The sequence below is a fragment of the Ignavibacteriota bacterium genome (assembly GCA_016716225.1).
Lineage (GTDB): Bacteria > Bacteroidota > Ignavibacteria > Ignavibacteriales > Melioribacteraceae.
The window spans coordinates 737,086-757,637 of record JADJWT010000001.1; the positions used below are offsets into that span (position 1 = coordinate 737,086).

Below are 20,552 nucleotides of genomic sequence, written 5' to 3' on the forward strand. Positions count from 1 at the left end.
AATTTTGTTAAATGTAAATAAAATGGAGTAAATAAGAAATAAATTGCTAAAAATCACATTTTAAAAATAATAATTAAATATAAATTTGTAAGTGTACAAAACGCAGGTCAAAGTAAGAGTTTGATAGTACTGAAATTATAATCTGATAATTTTTACAAAAAATTAATCTTTTCAAAAGATATAAAAAAACCCACCATAAGTGGGTTTTTTATTTGTCATGTGAAACCTATCTATTCAAGTAAAATCATTTTACTAGTTTTAACGAACTTACCTGAACGTATTGTGTAAAAATAAATTCCTGAAGAAAGCTTTGAAGCATTAAAAGTTACATTATAAGTTCCTTCTGTTTTGTACTCAGATATTAATTGTTCAACAATTTGTCCCAAAGAATTATATACTGCTAATTCAGTGTAACCAGCAACAGGTAATGAAAATTGTATTGTTGTGGTTGGGTTAAAAGGATTAGGATAATTGCCAACGGAAAATTTATTTGGTATTTCTTTTACTTCTTCTAAAACTAAGTTACTGAAATCGGCTTCTGGTGTTTCACCATTTGATTTAGCTAAAACACCACTTGCAGACTGATTTATAGTAATTGTTTTAGTAATTCCTTCACCAGAAAAAATTAAATTCCCACTTCTTGATTTTCCAGTTAAATTTGCATGAACTCTAACTGTGACCACTCCATTACCAGTTCCGTTTTTAGGCGATTTACTAATCCATCCACCAACAATTCCTGTATTATCCTTAACTGACCAGGTAATATTTGAACTTACATTTACGTTAAATGAACCTGCTGAACCAGAAATATTTATTGTAGAAGGAACATCTATATAATTTCCGCTTCCTCCACCACTATTACTACCTGTTCCAGCTTGTGTTACTAAAATACTCTTAGTAATACCCCCACCTGAAAATATCAAATTTCCGGTACGTGAAGTAGCCGAAGTATTTACTTTATATTTCATTGTAACTGATCCATTTCCTGTACCATTCTTTGGAGTTTTTGTTATCCAGCTGCCTTGACTTCCAGTGTTGTCTTTAACTGTCCAAGCAATATTTGATTCAACATTAACTTCTATTGAGCCAGCATCACTTGGAATATTTAAGGAAACTGGAACATTTATAAAACTTCCACCTGTAGAACCACCTGTACCAGACTGAGTAATAGTAGCAGTTCTTGTTATTCCACCACCTGAAACTGTTACAGTTGCTGTTCTGGAACTTGAACCTGTATTTGCTGTAAATGAAGCACTTAAATTTCCGTTATTACTTCCTGATGTAGGAGCAATGGTTAACCAGCTAGCATCATCACTAACATTCCAGCTAACATTTGAACTAACCGCAATATTTGTACTTCCAGCACTTGATCCAACATTCTGTGTTGAAGGACTAATACTTAAACTGTTAACAGGAGTTGTTGATGTGCCAGACTGAGTAATAGTAGCAGTTCTAGTTATTCCACCACCTGAAACTGTTACGGTTGCTGTTCTGGAACTTGAACCTGTATTTGCTGTAAATGAAGCACTTAAATTTCCGTTATTACTTCCTGATGTAGGAGCAATGGTTAACCAGCTAGCATCATCACTAACATTCCAGCTAACATTTGAACTAACCGCAATATTTGTACTTCCAGCACTTGATCCAACATTCTGTGTTGAAGGACTAATACTTAAACTGTTAACAGGAGTTGTTGAACCACCATAAGTAACAACTTTAAGATTTCTATAAACTACACCAGGTACAGAATTGACGTATTTATCAGTATGTCCTGGTGCGCTACCAAGCCAAATTTTATGATCTATTGGTGCATAATCATATGGTCCCTCTACTTGCCAAACAACAGTTCCATTGATTGAAACTGAAAATTCTTTATTGTGCCAAGTAGCTCTAATTTTATACCATGATGTTGTATTTGTTGAATAATTACTACCTGTTGGCTCTTCACCCCAATCTTTTGCAATTAGGCCTGAACTGTTCACACCAAATACCGCTACTGAAGCATTAAGTCTATTTGATGTTGGAGCAGCGCATTGTAAAACACTTTTATATGCTCCCCTATTCTGCCTATAATGGAAATTCCATCTAAAGAAATTTGTTTTAAAGTCGTTGAAATATTGAATAGGTTCTGAAATACCTCGGCCATCGTACATAGCAAAAATTCCATTATCTGCATCTCCTTCAGCATCTTGAATCGCAGAAGCAGAAAAACCTTTAATTTCAAATTCCATATAACCATTTGGAACTTGATAAGGTAATTTATATAAAATATGACCTGTACCAACCCCAGGTTTATATCCCTCTGATGTAAATGAACCACCAACCGCTGTACCATAAGAAGTTCCCCCAGTTAATGGATCTTCAAAAACTGTTGTTTGTGCAGAAATTGTATGAAGAAATAAAACAATTAGAACACTTATATAACGAATTTTTGATTTTAGATTGACTACCATTTTAACTCCTTTTTTATAAATAAAAATTATACAACTTTACAATTGAAATAGGTGGCAAAACTGAGGTATCCGAATGGATTTCTTAAAAACTATTAGTACCTTAAACTATTGCAAAATTTAAATCCAATTTAGTAAAAACAAGATTTAAGTTACAAGGTAAAAATTTATTTTATTTTTAAAAGCTGTGATTAATATCACAACATTTTAAAAAATTTTTTATATAACAAAAATATTTACATTTTTATCGAAGTTGCTGAGTTAATATAACATTTTTAAATTGAAAAAAGGAATTTTTATTACAAAGAATAGAATTTGATAAAATAAAAAGGGTGTGAAAATATTTAATTTTCACACCCTTTATGTTAATTTAGTTTATTTTATATTTTATTTAAGTAAAATCATCTTTTTAATATCTGTAAAATTTTCAGTAGATAACTTGTAAAAATAAATGCCACTTTTCAAATCTAATGCATTAAATGACATTTCATAAAATCCGGAACGCATTTTTTTGTTTAAAAGTACCTTTACATTTTCTCCAAGGATATTAAAAATACTTAGATTTACAAATGATTCTTCTTTTATACTAAACTTAATCATCGTACTAGGATTAAATGGATTTGGATAATTTTGATAAAGTTCGAATGTTAAAGGAATTTGAGAGATTTCATCTAAATCAGTAACAATTACACTGATAATATTACTAAATTCACTTGTATTATCGTGGATATCAACCGCAGCAATAATATAATAAATAGTCGCATTATAATTTACATCTGAATCAACAAAAAATGTATCAGTTGTTGAGTAAGTGAATGTACTCATCGTATCTGGATTGAAATTATTTTCAAACGATCTATATATAATATAGTGTTGAATATCATTTTCGCTATTCTTATCCCAAAATAATTTAACTTTATTATCTACTTTTTCTAATGAAAATCCATTAGGTTTTGAAGGAGATGTTATATCAATTACTCTAGCAGATAATAATTCACTTAATTCGCTTTCATTTCCCGTTGAATCGATTGCAGAAATTCCATAAAAATACTTATTACCATATTCAAGAGAAAAGTCAGTATAAAATGTATCTATAGTAGACACTAAAAATGTATTTGTGGAATCATTTGTAAATGTAGAATCTAAAGAACGATATATATTGTAATTCATTAAATCTTGTTCGTTGTTTTTCTTCCATGTTAACTTTATACCATCACCAATTATAGAAGTTGAAAGTAAAATTGGAGTTGCTGGCGGAGTAATGTCGGGATAAAAATCATTTATACTTATTATTTGATTTGTATTTACGATATATTCTATGGAATGACCACTTAAAAAAACAACAACTAATTTTACTTGATCTCTCTGTCCACATCCAAAATGTAACACAGGATCATCTTGAGATAGATATCCTTGATTGCTATGCGCTTGTCTGAAACTAATTAGAGAATCACCATTTATTGAATATAAATATACTTTTGCACCAAAAGCACCAATTTGTCCGTCTGCAGTTTTTAGCTTAACTTTTAAATACTTGTTTGTACCACCATAATCATTTCTATAAAGCCTATTGTATATTCTTTTCTGGCCCAATGCAAAATCCACATCACCATCATTATCTATATCAGCAAATGAAACTGTTCTAGGATCATTAACTGTACCAACACTATAATTTATTTCTTGAAATGTCATATCACCTTTGTTAATGAAAGCTGTACCAACACCAGGAACAATTAAATCCCAAAAACCATCATTATTTAAGTCTGCTATACCTCTCATATAAATATATGTACTTCCTTGTGGAATATATGAGACTTCCGTAAAAGTTTTATTTCCATTATTCTTAAATATTTTTTCACCACTAACTATATCAAGTAATCCATCACTATCCAAGTCCCACAAAGTAACACCATCATAACTTGCATTACATAAGTCTAAACCTGTATTTTCTAATTTTACAAACTGTCCATTAATGTTTTCCATAATTTCAACGCATCGTCCATCTAAATTCCCTTGATATACACATAGTACCAAATCCATGTCACCATCATTATCTATATCTCCATCACATACGCCTTGGTCTCCTCGTTTTGCTCTCAGTCCATTATCAATTCTTGTAAATATGAAATCACCGTCGTTTCTATAGAATTCATTTTCTTCACTTGTTGCATACCAACTATTTCCAAATAAATCTAAATCTCCATCATTATCAAAATCAAAGGCAGCAACACCTCTTGTTGACATATTTATATCTTCAATTCCACTTAAACTAAATTTATCAACAAAATAACCTAGTTGATCATTTTTGTTCATATATGGAATATTTTTTGTATAGGATCCATTCCATCCATCATAATCTCCGTCATTATCTAAATCAGCCCAAACCCATCCATGGCTTCCTTTTGTATCAAAATTGTCAATTCCTCTTTCAACACCTTTTTCGGTAAATACTCCGCTGCCGTTGTTCTCAAAAAATAAATCAGCCATTGCAGCACTATTATTCATAGTAATGTACATATCTGGATCTTGATCATTATCCACATCAGCAAACATAACTCCATGTCCACCATATTTTCCGGAATTGTAAGCATCGCCTATAAGATTACTTGTTGTAATATCATTTATTGTGATATTTTGATAATCATATTCTTGAAGACCGGCTAAGTAATTCTGTTCAACTTGTTCATCTGTCAAAGCTTTACTATATATAGCATTTAAAAAAAATGTGCCCAACCAATATCTAAAGGTTCCGTAGTCACTTCCTATAAAAAGAAAATACGAATCATCCCATGTAGAAAAATCTCCAGTTACTGTATCTTGAGCAACAATTTCGTTATTCCAATATAATTTTATAACACCGTCAGCTCTATGTGTAAAAACAAAATGGGTTAATTTTACATCAAAATTAAAAATTTTCCACTCATATCCATTTTCTGGCGATGTTGAAGTTCTGCAGTGAAATCCAAAATCATTTTTTAATTGCCAAAATTTAAGATTTGTTGTATGTATGTTGTTATTTGTCAAAGTTAGCATTCTTGAAACAACATCTCTTGTTGTATCTTGAGGTATAAACCAAGCTTCATATGTAACTTCATTTGTTGTTTTGCATGCGCTTATTACTTTTGTTGCAGCTACAGAAGATTTTACATTTATATCACCATTTATTTTTAATCCAGGATTTTTCCAAGTAACAAGATTACTATTTGTTATAGCTAAATTTAACGGCGCTCCAACATTTGAAATGTCATTTACAGTTGTTCCGGAAGTTTCTGAAAAATCGTACAGAACTTGCAAGTCATCTGTAACACGTTGTGTTTGACCTAAAACTAAAGTTCCCAAGTTTAGAACAAAAACCAAGATTATAAAGATTTTATTAAAGTTTTTCATAATTTGCCTTTTTACAAGTTATAAGTTATAAGTTATAAGTTATAAGATATTTATTAATAATTATCTATTATTTATTTTTGTAAACTTTTTGAAGTTGATTATAAAAATTGGGAAGACATTAAGAACTTAATACTTCTAAAGTCCTTTAAAAATATTTTATGAGAAGATAATTTCCTTTTTATAAAAGAATTTTCAAAAATTAGATTGTTATTTAAAGTTGGGTTGGAATATAAGTTGTAATTTGTTTCTAAATTATTGGTTTCTGCATCATTGTAATAAATTGTTGAAAGAGGATAAATTTCCGAATTTTTACTTTTTTTAAAATTTACAGTTGATTTCGAATTAAAATCAATATTTAAAAGTAAAATAAAAACGATAATTATTATATATTTAATTTTTTTCATGACATTTAAAAAAAATACAAAATAATAGTCAATATCCTTTCTGAGATGGATAACAAGTTTATACTTCCATTTGTTGTGGTTTCCATGGACCACTTGGTTTTTCCGGAAATACAATATATTTTCTACCAAGAAAGTTTATTAAAAAACCTATTCCCGTCGCAATTAGTTTTGAAATACCTGGGCTAAAACTCATATTCAATAAAAATTTTGTCAGATATAAATCAAATAACCCAGCAACAATTACTAATAATACATACATTAATAATTCTGTAGGAGCATTCCATTTTGCTTTATGTCTAAATAACAGTTTTATACTTAAATAATAGTTAACAGCTGCAGCAAGAACAAATGCAATTGGAGCAGATAATTCAATCAAAAAGTTTGAATTAAATAAAGCCAAAAACACAAATAAATTTACTAACGCTGCTGTGCCGCCAATTAGTAAATAAAAAAGGAATTGAATTGGAACAGGAGCCTTATTAGCATTGTACCTAAAAATACAATATAGGGCTCTAAACCCATCTTTTGCGCCAATTTTTTTCCCTTCTTCGTAAGTCCTTCCATAATATGATATGCCCATTTCAAAAATTCTTAACCTTCTTTGAGCTATTTTTGCAACAATTTCCGGTTCAAAACCAAATCTATTTTCTTCAATATTAATACTCTGAATTACATCACGCTTAAATACCTTATAGCATGTTTCCATATCACTAAGATTTAAATCAGAAAACATATTAGATAGCATTGTAAGAAATTTATTACCCAAAGAATGCCAGAAGTATAAAACCCTATGTGTACCACCAGATAAAAACCTTGAGCCTAAAACAACATCAGCATCTCCATTTATTAGAGGGACCAATAATTTCCTCAAATCCATTGGATCATATTCAAGATCTGCATCTTGAACTGCTACGAATTCTCCAGTTGCATATTTGAAACCCGTTCTTAAAGCAGCTCCTTTACCTTGGTTCTTTTCATGTTTTACAACTTTAACATCCGAATATTTTGTTGCTAAATTGCTTGCAATATTGTAACTATTATCTTTAGAACAATCATCAACAATTATTATTTCAAGTTTTAGGTTTTCGTCGGCAATATCTCTTACTCTTGCCACACTTTTTTCTAACGTTCTTTCTTCATTATAGCACGGCATCACAATAGTAAATTTAGTATTAAGTACTAATTGATCTGATTTCATTCTACCTCAATAAGAAAAATTATTTGTTTTGTTGACTATTTTTTTGACTTAAATCATATAAGTAAACTGATGCTCCATCAGCAGAAAATGATTTTAACTCTTTTCCATTTTCCTTTAAAAATGACAAGTAGAATTCTTTGGCATGTGGGTGATAAGGGGAAATATGAGTAAAAAATATCCAAAATCTTTTTGTCCCTAAATACTTTTCTGCATCATCCCATTTACCTTTATAGTAATGTCCAACAATATATTCTTCTTCGGAAAAACCATATTGTTTTGAATAATATTTAAAACCTGTTTCAGCTAAATTGTAAAGATAAATCGTGTCACCTTTTTTTCTATTTTCTTTTAAGAATTCAATAGCAAGTTTTATTTCATCTCTTGTTCTTGGAGTATTTAATTTTCTAAAACTGTTTATCACTGGATGAAGAAATAGAAGAAATAAAACTAGTATACCAAGATTTTTTGAACTGATATATTTTTTGTCAAATAAAAGTGAAACTCCATTAGCAATCATCATTAAAAAGATTGGAACTAAAAACAATATTAGTCTGTGATTAAAAGGATATTTTCTCATAAATGATGCTGCAATTGTAACTATTAAAGGAAAAATAATAATTGTGAATTTTAACTTCCTTGATTTATAGAACTCTAAAGAACCTAAAATGAAGGTTATTACTCCTAAACCAGTAAAATATAGACCAACAGGATGTTCAAAAATTTTAAATGGTCTTTCTAAATACCAACTAATGAAATCTATTTTACTAGAAAAAGGATTTCTGGGGAAAAATGACAATTGCCAAAATCCTTCCATATACGTATCATGAGCAAGATATTTAAGAGAAACCAAGTAGAAAAATGCGAAGCTCAATAACCAAAAACCTACTGTAAATACTAGTGTTTTAAGTGATTTTTTTTCGCCATTAGTTAAATAAAAAATACCTAAAGCAATACCGGAACCAGCAAGCATAAACATTGTAGGATGTGAAAACCATAAAAGAATTGCTCCGGTAAATGCAAAAACAAAATAACTTCCTAATTTATTTTTCTCAATTACTTTGTAAGCTGCCAATAAAACTAATAACATTGCTGTAACATCATTTGAGTATTGTTTAATTTCTGATGCATAGTATATTAATGGATCAGAAAAAGTAAACAATCCAAGGGCAATTATGGTTGCTCTATTCGTTAAGTTGTATTTTGCCACTTTATAAAATAAAAAGAGACCTACTATTGAAGTAATAAAAGGAAATAATCTTAAAATTAAATCCGTGTTTCCAAATGTATTTATAAAAAATTTAACAATAATTAAAAAACCAAAAGGTGCCCCTTGATGATAATCTAGAGGTTTCAAAAATTCTAAATAGTCTCTTTCAACTATATTTAATGCTAAAGATGATTCATCCGGCCAAAGAGAACGATTAAATAAAAATTGAGATAATCTAAAAACGATCCCAAGAAAAATCAAAAAAAAGGCAATTTTTTCCTCATTTTTTGAACTAAAATATGTACGTAAACTTCTCTTTATTTTTATTATGATATTATCAATATTTTCTACATTATTATTCATACATTTTAACTCATTTTTTCTTATTTGTTTTTGTAGGAATATAACCACACTCTGTTGGAATAACATTAAATGCCATGGATGTTCTTGACAAATCGTTTTTATATTGTCTATCAGCTAATTTAGTAATCTGAGGTTTATTATTTAACTTTGATGTATTGAAAATAATATAAACTCTCCTATCTTGTGGAGCATAAACTATTTCTTCTCTGTGATCTCCCCATAAATCACCAGCCCATAAAATCCCTTTTTTTAACAATAAAATTAATTCATCATTGTACCTTTTTAATTCACCATCTTTTGTACAAATTTCTTTTATTCCGTCCCCTTCCCAATCTATAGTAAAACTTCCGATCCAAGAAGTATCATGATTTGATATTTTTTTTCCGTTTATATCAAATAATATTTGATTTGGATCTTGGAATGAATGTTCACCAGGTTTCCAATTTTTTTGTTGAACATCATAAGCAAAAAATTGCGTTGCTTTTGAATTTGGAATTACCTTAGCCGCCCATCCGCCATCTATATGTGTGTAACCCCAATTTGCCCAAATTATTTTACCATTTTTATCAACTACATGCATACCTATATTATCCATTTTTCCTCCCCAGCCCTCTCTACAATAATAAGTTTCTAAACCAGGTTTTTCTTTTATTAAATCTGCAGGAAAAACAATATCTAAATGACCTGAGTACGGAATTTTTTCTTCAACTTTCCATAAGTCTTCACCATTACTGGTTATAACATGTTCACCCCAAAAAATTTCTTCAGTTCCATTTTCATCAACATCAGCTATAGGTAAACTGTGAGAACCCCTTGATTCATCATTGAAAAATAACTTCCATATTTTTTGTAAATATTTATTTTCAAATTTTTGTGGAATATCTTTACCTAAGATTCTTTCCCATTTTTTATTTAAGAATAAATCATATTCACAAATAATCTGAGTAAAATATAATCCTCTTCCAACTATTATGGATGGATTAACACCATCTATGTGAGCAATTGCCAAGTAATTTCTACTATTACTGTTATAATTTTCCGATGCTGGATTTGGCCATCTTGTTTCTCTAATTAATTTTCCATTTTCTCCGTTAAGTATAGATAAATATTCTTTGCTATAATCTCTTGGATCTGATGATTTGTTTGTCTTTAAAATTACTTCACTTTTACTATCTCCATCTAAATCCCACAAAATTATTGGCGAATAATTTTTTCCGGCTTCAATACCAAAGCCTAAATCCTTTTCCCAAAGCTTTTCGCCATATTTTGTGAATGCGATTAAGTGATAGGAATCAGTAGATATTTGCCAAGCTTTCTCAAAAGGATCAACTGCTGGCATTTTAGAATAGTCTATTAATAATTCTAATTCTCCATCACCATTTAAATCACCAGTAACAACGTGGACCTGTTTATAATCAACATCTAAATTAAATATTAGAGCATCATAATTATTTGTATCTCTTATATTAGCCCTTTCGAATGAAGTTGGTACTTCGTTCATCGATGTTGAAATTCCATAATAAACATTTTTACTAGTATTTATACTATCATAAAAAAATGTTGAACTTAACTCTGCAATTTTACTTATTTCATCTTCAGATTCAGATGTTTTTCTCCATAAAAAATAGGTTTGGTTTTCAACATCATTAACTAATTTCCGCCAACTGATAAAATTTATAGTTTCATTTTTTGCAAATACAACAATTCCACGGTTTATTTTGGAATTTATTTCTTCCTTATACGGGATTCTTTCTTTAATTACATCTTGATTCTGACACGAAAGAAAAATTAATACACTTGAAATAAAAAAAAGTATAACTTTTAAATTGCGCATTTTTTCCTTATTAAAAAGAATCCGGTTTAAAACCGGATTCTTTAACTATTAAGTTACTTTAATAATATAAATTTCTTTGTTTGTACAAACTTTTCACCGGAATTGGAAATTGCTTTTAACGAATATAAGTATATTCCAGAAGTAAGATCACTTGCATTAAAATTTATTTCCTGTCTGCCTGCAGAAAAATTTCTTTCAGTAACAATTTTAATTTTCTGCCCAATGAGATTATAAATAACTAATGAAACATTTGATGCTTCTGGAAGCATAAATGCAAATGTTGTTGATGGGTTAAACGGATTGGGATAATTTTGTAATAAACAAAATTCATCTGGTAAATTATTTATCTCATCAACACCAACTAATACATCGATAATTACTTCAGAACTCTTATCCGAAATATATTCATCATTAAATGCAAAAACCCTATATACATAAGAAGTACTATCATTAACATTACTATCTGTATAAGTAGTTACATCAATATCAACAGAATCGACAGTTACAAAATTTGATCCAACAATTGCAATTCTTCTTTCAATAATATATCCATTTTCATTAAATGCATTATCAAACCAACTTAATATTGGGTGACCGCTAGAATTCAATTCTATTGATAAATCAGTCGGCGCTTCGATAAATGAAGCTTTGCTTCTAATACTCATAACATTACTTGCAGCTGATGTTATATACTCTGTATATGCTTTTATTCTATATGCATAAATCACACCTTCTTCAATTCCGAAATCATCATAAGTTGTAATATTTGGTCCAACAGTTCCGATTTCAGTATAAACAAAAGGTTCTTCTTCACCCATGGCCCTTTCAATAATAAATCCTGATTCACCGTTTGAATTATCTTTCCAAGTAAGATTTATTTGACCGAGTTGGTCAGCTTTTCCAACTAAACTATTTGGATTTTTTATTAAAGAAATTACTGAAGACTCATTACTGTAAATTGTATCAATCCCTAAGAAAGAATTTGAAACTTTGACTCTGTAGGTATAGTTCTTTCCTTCCAATATACTAATATCAGTATAGCTGGTTGAGTTCTTTTCAACTATAGAAATTTCTGCCCAAACTGGTGGCAAGACTTCACTTCTTTCAACTATATATTTATCTTCATTTGAAGCGTTATCAACCCAATTTAATGTAACTTTGCCAACTTCTGTAGCTGAAGCTAATAATTCAGAAGGTGCGTTTACCCCAACTTCAACCCCAAATGGTCCAGTATTGTAATTATGTAAAACCTCCTCAGAGGTTAAGCGTCGATTAAAAATTGCTAAATAATTAAATGTACCAAGCCAAGGCCTTGAATCAATTACTTCATTTGCAATACCTAATCTGAAAGAATTGGACCAAGTTGAAAAATCTCCGCCAATTGTTTTTCTAACTTTTTCAATACCATTTACAAAAATTATTGCAACACCATCTTCTCTAAATACATATACTACATGCTGAGGTTTTGCTTCCACAGGTGAATTAGTTGAAACAACAAAAGGTGAAGCATTTACTGTTGTATTTGAAGTTCTTAACCTGCCGGAATATTGATCTGCTTCTTGAGAAAGTGAAACATTTCTTGCAGAACCATCTTGCGAATAAGTTACTATTCTTGATGGATAATTTTGTGTAGTGTTTGCTGGTTTAATCCAAGTTTCAATTGTTAATTGATTAGTTGTTGTACACATATCATAAATTTTTGAGGCAGCATTAGCTGATAGAATATTTGCTTCCGAATTTATTTCCAGACCATTTTGAATCCAATTAACAGCTTCCGGAGTACTAATTACTAAGTCAATTGGGGTACCAACTCCAGAAACATCATGAATAATAGAACCTGCACCTTCGGTAAAAGTATATTGAGCAATTATATCTTGAGTTATTCTTGAATTTGGTTCAGCTACAGTTAAAAGAGCTGAATTACTTTCTACTGAACCATCAGGTCCTGTAATAATACATTTATAAGTGTTATTATTAAATCCAAGTGTTAAAACCGGTGTAGTATAAGAAGAACTTGTTGCACCTGATAAAGCAGAGTTATTTCTATACCATTGATATGTTAATGGTGCGTTTCCTATTGCCGTAACAGAAAAAGTTGCCGTTTGACCTGTGGGTTTGAGAATCGCATCCTGAGGCTGTGAAGTTATCAACGGGAAATTATCATAATCTACACCATAAAAATAATTTTGATTAATTTCTGATTGGTTTAGGGCTTTGCTATAAATTGCAGTTAAATAAAAAGTACCTTGCCAATAAACATTATTTTCTGCATCACTCCCCAAATAAAGATAATAACTTGGATCCCAGTTCGAAAAACTACCAGATACTACTTCAGTAACAACTTTAGTTCCATTTATGTAAATATTAACATTTCCGGAAACGTCCTTTGTCGCGACATAATGAATTAATTCTTGATCATTCTCTGTGTTTGTAATTTCTTCACCATTTAAACCTGTGGATGTTGTTCTTACATGAAAATTATAATTTGTTCCAAATTGATCTAATTTAATATTCGATGTTGATTTACTTGTGTTTGTCATTGTCATAATTCTTGCATACACACTTCTTTGTACCATATTTGAAGGTATAAACCAAGCTTCAAAAGTCATTTCGTTGGAAGCAACACAAGCATTTGTTACTTTTGTAGCAATTGTTGATGATTTTATTCTATTTTCTGTATAAACATTTAAACCTTTTTCTGTCCATACAACATTTGTCGGATTACTAATTGTCAGATTCAAAGGTGTACCAACTCCTGATTCGTCATAAACAATATCACCTGAGCCTTCTTTAAAGTTGTAAAGTACTTGTAGACCGTTAGTTATTCTTGAATTTTCATAAGATACACTTAAGGTAGCTGAATTACTTTGGGCGGTACCACCATTATTTGTTACTTTACAGTAAATAGTCGTTCCATTAAATGCAATATCATTAATTGGCTCTGTAGTGTAACTTGAAGATGTTGCTCCGGGAATCAAAACATTGTTTGCATACCATTGATATTGCAATGGAGGTGTTCCGGAAGCTGTTACACTAAATGTTGCTGTTTCTCCAATGAAAATATTCTGATTCATTGGATGTGATGTTATTGTTGGACTAACAATTGGATCAACAAATAAAACAGCATAATTTGAATAAGTTGTTCCGGAATCGTTAGTTACAGCACATCTATACCAACCACCATCCATTGACAAAGTAGTTGGTGATGTTGTATATGATAAATTTGTAGCACCAGGTATATTTGCAAAATTTGCAGCATTCTGATCAAATGTAGCTTGCCATTGATATGTAAATGGTGCCAAACCACCAATAACAGATATTGAAAAAGAAGCTGTTTCTCCCTCAATAACTTGTTGATTATTTGGTGAAGAAACTACCGGAATTTGAGAAAATATTGCTTCAACTCCCGTAAAAAAAATTATCATTAAAAATATTACAACTTTTTTCATTAACTCTCTCCTAGGTTTGTTAAAAAAATTATTTCTTTATTTATTAGTTAAACTTTCAATCAATTTAAAAATGTATTATAAAGATATTACATTTCTCATAATAATACATATCAATATATAATAATCGTCTATTTTTAATCGAACTTTAATTGGAATGTGTTTTTAACTTATTTGATTAAAATTAACTTCCTGAAGTCTTCAAAAACCTTGCCAGTAGATGTAGAAGTTGCATTAAGTTTGTATAAGTAAGTCCCTGAACTTAGATTTGATGCATTAAATAAAAATTCATATTTTCCTTGTTTCTGAACTTCATTTACTAACTCGAATACTTTTTGTCCAAGTATGTCATATAATTCCAACTTAACAGTTGATTCTTCTAAAAGATTATATGTAATATTTGTGGTAGGATTGAATGGATTTGGAAAATTCTGAAAAAGTTCATAATCCGTGGAAAATTCTACTTTATCAGATTTAACATCAACAACATTTATAAGATATTCGTTACTATATTGTGAAATAGTATCATTTGTAAATGCATAAACTCTATAATAATACGGAGAAATAAACTTTGGTACAGTATCAATATAATTTACTGTATTAGAATTAACAGTTCCAATAACTTTATAATTTGAATCTTGAATTGCTGGTTTACTTTCTATAATAAAACCCAATTCTGATTGAGATTGATCTTGCCAACTTAATTCAACAAAATTTTGATCATTTATAATTGCTGTAAGATCAGTTGGATTATTCAATTTCTTAAAAATACCACTAATGTTTGAAGATTCGCTTATTCCAAAATTATTAAATGCAACAACACAATAACTGTATTTTTTACCTTCTTCAGCGCTATTATCCGTATATACAGATACATTTGATAAAACAGAATCAATAAATTCAAAATTTTGTTGATAGCTTTCTTTTCTGAGAATTTTATACCCTATTTCATTTGAAGAATTATCAACCCATGTTAAATTAATTTTCTCTTGTTGATTTACTTCAACAATAAGATTTGTTGGTGCATTAATATTTGTGAAGTGTGAAACTCCTTTAGAAAAATTATGCTGAATTTCATTTTCATTTAATGCACGATTATAAATTGCAATTAAATAATATGTGCCTAACCATGGTTTACTATCATTAAACTCATTAGCTATCCCAAACAAATACGTTGAATCCCAATTATTAAACACGCCACTTAAATGCATTTCTTTTTGAAGAACACCATTTATATACATTTTTGCAGTATCATTGTCTGAAAATGTGTATAGAAAATGAGTCAAATTTGTTGTTACTGTTTCAGCGTTAGAAATTAACGAGGGAATTCCATTGTTGTCTGTTGAACTTGTCCTTAGTCTAAATTCATATCTATTTCCATTCTGTAAAAGCCCGAAATTTCTTTCAAACCTACTTGGCGAAAATGTAATAATCCTAGCTGGACCATTTTGAATAGTGCTTTCTGGTTTTAACCAAAGTTCAACGGTTATTTCATTTGAATTAATTAAAGAATCATAAAGTTTTTTAGGTTTATTTTCAGATTGAATAATTGTACTTTCAGAAATTTTGAGTGAATTATAAAACCATTCATAACTTCCGATTGAATTAATTTCCAGATTTAATGGTAAATTTTCTGTAACTCTATCATGCACTAATTTCCCAGTACCTTCATTAAATTCGTAAAAAGTTAGAATATTTGAAGAAACTCTCGAATTAGAATTGGTTACAATTAATAAACCTTGGTTCGATTCAATTGACTTACCCCAAGATGTAACTTGACAAGTATATACTGAGTTATTTAAATCATCTTTAACATTTTCTAGGATAAGTATCGAATCATTTTCTCCAACTAAATCAATTCCATTTTTTTTCCACTGATAAGTAATAGGTGTTAAGCTGGTAGCAGATATTATAAATTCTACGGTTTCACCTTCTATAACAAATTTTGTTGATGGTTGTTTATTTATAATAATTGGAGTATCAAGTATTGAATCTAATGCTTCAAACCATACATTGGCCATTTTTTGATATCCTTTGTCGTTTGGATGTAACGCATCGTTCATATCACCAAAGATTCCATTTCCAATTGTTCCCATAGAATCTATTACATAATCAATATCGGCACCACTTTCCATATCCACAACAATTATTCTATCAGGATATGCGTTATTTAGGGGATTGTTTACTCTATCTAATGCCATTTCAACCACATTATTATTCAATGCGGTTACATAATTCTCATTTGGTACACGATCAATAATTCTTGCCAATATTACAATTACATCAACATCATTATCTTGCTCATAACGATCAATTTCATCCAGAATTTGTTCCATATAATCCGGAATTGTACCATCAACAGGATTATCATTATTGTTTGTTCCAATATGAATTAAAATAATATTTGGATTATATGTTTCTAAATATGGACCTGGAGTAATTTGTTGGTCAATTGAGTAAAAAGGTTGATATCTTCTTCCGGTAATTAATAAATTAGCTAATTCAGAAGATCTTATTCCAGGAAATCCGGCATTTTCATCATTTGAAAAAAAGTTGGAACCTGCATGTTCACTTCCAATAAACTCAAAAGAATATCCTTTATTGTGTAGCAAATTAAATAACGGAAATCTATAACCAATTTTATCTTCTACAACTCTTGTATCTTTACTTCTGTTGTCAAAAGTGATTGAGTTCCCGAGCGGTAGTATTCTTACTGGATCAATTGTCTTTTTTTGAAATGAAAAAATATTATTATGTAAGTCGTTGTTAACAAAAACAAAATTGTCTGAAATATCAAAAATTTCTTCGTTTTCATCAGCAGAAATTTTGATTTTTATAGGCTTATTTATTTGAGGAACTTTCCAACTATATGATCTTAAAACGGAATTTATCTTATGATCAATTTTTGTCCAAGTTGCATCATCAAAGGTATAATATAATGATAAAGACTTGACATCATTTGAATTCCAAGTAATACTATATCTTGAATCAGGGTACAAAATTTCATTTCCATTTGGAGATATTAAATTAACGTTTTGGGCATGATAATAACTTAAAATCTGAAAAAGTAAAATTAAAAATAGGAATTTAAATTGTTTCAATTTGCTTGTCAAGATAGCCTTTAGATATTAATTTTTGAGTTTTGTATTTCTTCTACAACTGAACCATTTTTATTTATAAAAATATTTAATATTCCACCAACAATTGCATCTATTATACCCTTTGCTCTAATTAACAAAGCTGTGGAAAGCGATAAAGAAGGTGATATAGAAAATAACGAAAAAGTAAAGACATATCCAAATTCCATTAAACCAATTCCGCCAATAGAAAATGGAATATTCATAATAAACATAATTACCGGTACGGCTACAAAACAAGTAATTAAATCAATTTCATTACTAAATGCTAATGAACTTAACCAAACATTTAAAATAGCAAGTAGTTGAAATAATACAGAATTAACCATCGCCCAAATTATTGCATTTTTATCATTTTTGTATTCTAACACTGGTTTTCTAAGTTTATCGATTTTGCTAATAAATTTATTTATAAATTTATTTTTTTCACCAAAAAATTTTATCAATAATTTATATGAATTTTCGCTTATAACCAACCAAGCAACAAAAGTTAGTCCAATTGCTCCAATTCCCAAAGAAATAGTTAACCAATCATGATTAAATTTTTGTATATTAACTATAACTGCAATTATTGCAAATATAATTAAAGTAACTAATCCAGTAAATCTTTCAACTATTACCGAAGCAGCTGCTGTGTGTTTTTTACCGGTAAATTTTCCTAGTTGAAAAATTCTAACAACATCTCCGCCCATACTTGTTGGCAATATTAAATTAAAAAATTTACCAATATTGTAATATGCATAAATCCGCGATAATGAAACTTTAATACTTCGCGAATCTAAAAGCATTTTCCATTTAATTGCACTTGATAAATTTAATAGAAAGGTTATAAACAAAGCTGCAAAAACATAAAAAAAGTTTACATTTTTTAAAAGATTAACAAATTTTTCTCTTCCTTCGGAATTTAAAATACCCGCTTTGTATAATGCAAAATAAATTAGAAAAAGTGTAAAAACTATTCTGAAAGTGGAAGTGATAAATTTTTTCATCTAAAAATTAAATTCTTGATTTATGAACTTTTGCGGGAATTCCAAATACAATTGAATATTCCGGTACATCTTTATTTACAAATGAACAAGCGCCAATTATTGATCCTTTTCCAATTTTTACACCATCAGCAATTACACTATTTGCGCCAATCCAAACATCATCCCCAATGTACACACCACCCTTACTATCAAAACCTTGATGAGCAATTGGAATATCAATTCTATCTGTTTTATGATTTCCACCACCAATGTAGCAGTATGCTGCAATAAAAACATACTTCCCAATTTCAATATTTCCGTTTGCAATAGAAATTCTGCAATTGCTTCCAATACTCGAAAAACTATCTATTTTAATTTCGCCTTCTCTTACTTTAATTTCAGTTGCCCTTCCAACAAAATTTTTTTCATTAATTTTTATTGCTGATGTTTCTGAACCTCTTACACTTAGGTTAACCAAATCATCGATAATACACCCTTTTTCTATTGATATTTTCTTTGCTTGTTTAAAACTTACACTATTTCCAATTGTGGTTTTTTTACCTAACTTTTTAAAAAGTTTTGGATATGTTAATTGTCGGAATAATAACCCCAACAAACCGAACATATTCGCAAATAAAAAAGTAAATAATTCATATAAAAATAAATCGATAATGTTCCTATTACCAATAACAATATCTTGGTATTTTCCTAACCGAGAAGTTTTTTTATCATCAATAAATGAGTGAAAATTTAAATTATGTTCTTCTTTTTGTTGGACTTCCATACTCTATTTTCTTCTATATTTTTTACTTTTATTATATTGTCTTAATTTTATGAAAGGAACGCCCCATTTGGATGTTAGAAATTTGTATAAAGGATATCTAATAATTCTATGATGTCCACACATCATTACAAATGTTTCCAATCTTTCTTCAAAACTTTCACGCAATGTAGGTTTAGGAACTGCTCTATCATAAATTGGAACCGGAATTCCTTTAGCTTTTAATCTTTCGACACGTAACGGAGTTTTAAGACCTTTTTTGCGTCTATGCAATTTATGCGTTTGATAATTTTTATTTTTTGTTACATCTTCAACAACCAAAGAACCAGCTGCAACCGCATTGTTTAATGCTCTTAAACCTTTTTCAGTTCTAATCAACATTTTGGATTGAGATTCAAAAATATATTTTCCGGTTTCGTCTCTTGTCCATGCATCGCTGACGGAAATATCAGAAAATTCCGAAGATCCATCAATACATGTTTGGCATCTAAACGGACTGTATAATTGTGTCATGTAATTAATTGCACCATCTTTAAAATTTGAATAATGCATATTAACTTTTTCACCTGATTTTAACGTTGCTCTTATATGTCCAGGCCAAGAGCCTTCTCTAAAATTAAATGTCGTAATATCATTTGGATCAACATTTTTCATTTCCATCATTTCTAAAGCAACAAATGGTTCCATAGCTGCTGCACAAAATAAACCAATTACCAATTCTATTTTTTGAACAACTGGATCTTTAATTTTTTCCATTAATCTTATACCATGTATTTGACAAGGTAAAGCTGCCATTGCATACTTTCCGGGCAAATCTCTTATTTCCTTAAATACTTCATTGACGGGAATTACAATATATTTTGATTGCTGACTTTCCAATAATTCTTCATATGTTCTAGCAATATATACTTCACCGTAATATGGTTTATTTGGATTCATTCTTGTTACAATACACCCGTCTACAACTTTTCTTTTTAGTAAATCCCAAAGTAAACCGGTAATTACGCCACCGCCAGCACCACCACCTCTAATTCTATTATCACTGGAATATCCAACTACAGTTTTTATTACTTCGCCATCAAAAGTATCAGCATCATTTGAATGTCCGAAAGTAATCTCTGTTAATTCTTTAAAGTTAACTTTTTCACCGGGACAAATATCTGCACAAATTCCACAAGATGTACATAAATCTTCGTTAATTTCCGGATAAAAATCTTTTCCAATTACTAAAGCTTTTTCGGGACATGCACCTACACATGTTCCGCTTCTTGTGCAAAGATTTTTATTTGTAAATGCGATGCTTAATTTCTTCTTATCAATTTTCTTTAAAGAATTTCCATCAACAAAATTAGGATTTGAATCTTGCATCTAATTTTC

General features: G+C 29.6%; 10 protein-coding genes. All 10 read right to left on the minus strand.

What is annotated here, in order from left to right:
* Window positions 1-230: 230 nt before the first annotated feature.
* Complete coding sequence (locus tag IPM32_03140; GenBank protein ID MBK8944245.1) at window positions 231-2,453, minus strand: T9SS type A sorting domain-containing protein; 2,223 nt, start codon at window positions 2,451-2,453, stop codon at window positions 231-233.
* A 384-nt stretch (window positions 2,454-2,837) separates the two neighbouring features.
* On the minus strand, window positions 2,838-5,837 hold the full coding sequence (locus IPM32_03145) for a VCBS repeat-containing protein (GenBank protein ID MBK8944246.1): 3,000 nt from the start codon (window positions 5,835-5,837) through the stop codon (window positions 2,838-2,840).
* A 462-nt stretch (window positions 5,838-6,299) separates the two neighbouring features.
* A complete protein-coding gene (locus tag IPM32_03150; protein MBK8944247.1) occupies window positions 6,300-7,439 on the minus strand; it encodes a bifunctional glycosyltransferase family 2/GtrA family protein in 1,140 nt (379 codons plus the stop codon).
* A 19-nt stretch (window positions 7,440-7,458) separates the two neighbouring features.
* Window positions 7,459-9,009: a glycosyltransferase family 39 protein gene (locus tag IPM32_03155; protein MBK8944248.1), complete on the minus strand. Its 1,551-nt coding sequence runs from the start codon at window positions 9,007-9,009 to the stop codon at window positions 7,459-7,461.
* Window positions 9,010-9,019: 10 nt separating this feature from the next.
* Window positions 9,020-10,843: a hypothetical protein gene (locus IPM32_03160; protein MBK8944249.1), complete on the minus strand. Its 1,824-nt coding sequence runs from the start codon at window positions 10,841-10,843 to the stop codon at window positions 9,020-9,022.
* 53 nt (window positions 10,844-10,896) lie between these two features.
* Window positions 10,897-14,292 (minus strand): T9SS type A sorting domain-containing protein, encoded by a 3,396-nt coding sequence (locus IPM32_03165; GenBank protein ID MBK8944250.1) that lies wholly within the window; start codon window positions 14,290-14,292, stop codon window positions 10,897-10,899.
* A 167-nt stretch (window positions 14,293-14,459) separates the two neighbouring features.
* Window positions 14,460-17,288 carry a T9SS type A sorting domain-containing protein gene (locus IPM32_03170; GenBank protein ID MBK8944251.1) on the minus strand — a complete coding sequence of 943 codons (2,829 nt, stop codon included), beginning with the start codon at window positions 17,286-17,288 and terminating at the stop codon, window positions 14,460-14,462.
* Between the two features lie 122 nt (window positions 17,289-17,410).
* The gene (locus IPM32_03175; protein ID MBK8944252.1) at window positions 17,411-18,415 is read right to left on the minus strand and encodes a flippase-like domain-containing protein; all 1,005 of its coding nucleotides are present in this window, start codon (window positions 18,413-18,415) and stop codon (window positions 17,411-17,413) included.
* Window positions 18,416-18,422: 7 nt separating this feature from the next.
* Window positions 18,423-19,178, minus strand: a complete 756-nt coding sequence (locus tag IPM32_03180) for an acyltransferase (protein MBK8944253.1) — start codon at window positions 19,176-19,178, stop codon at window positions 18,423-18,425.
* Window positions 19,179-19,181: 3 nt separating this feature from the next.
* Window positions 19,182-20,543 (minus strand): Coenzyme F420 hydrogenase/dehydrogenase, beta subunit C-terminal domain, encoded by a 1,362-nt coding sequence (locus tag IPM32_03185; GenBank protein MBK8944254.1) that lies wholly within the window; start codon window positions 20,541-20,543, stop codon window positions 19,182-19,184.
* Between the last annotated feature and the right edge of the window lie 9 nt (window positions 20,544-20,552).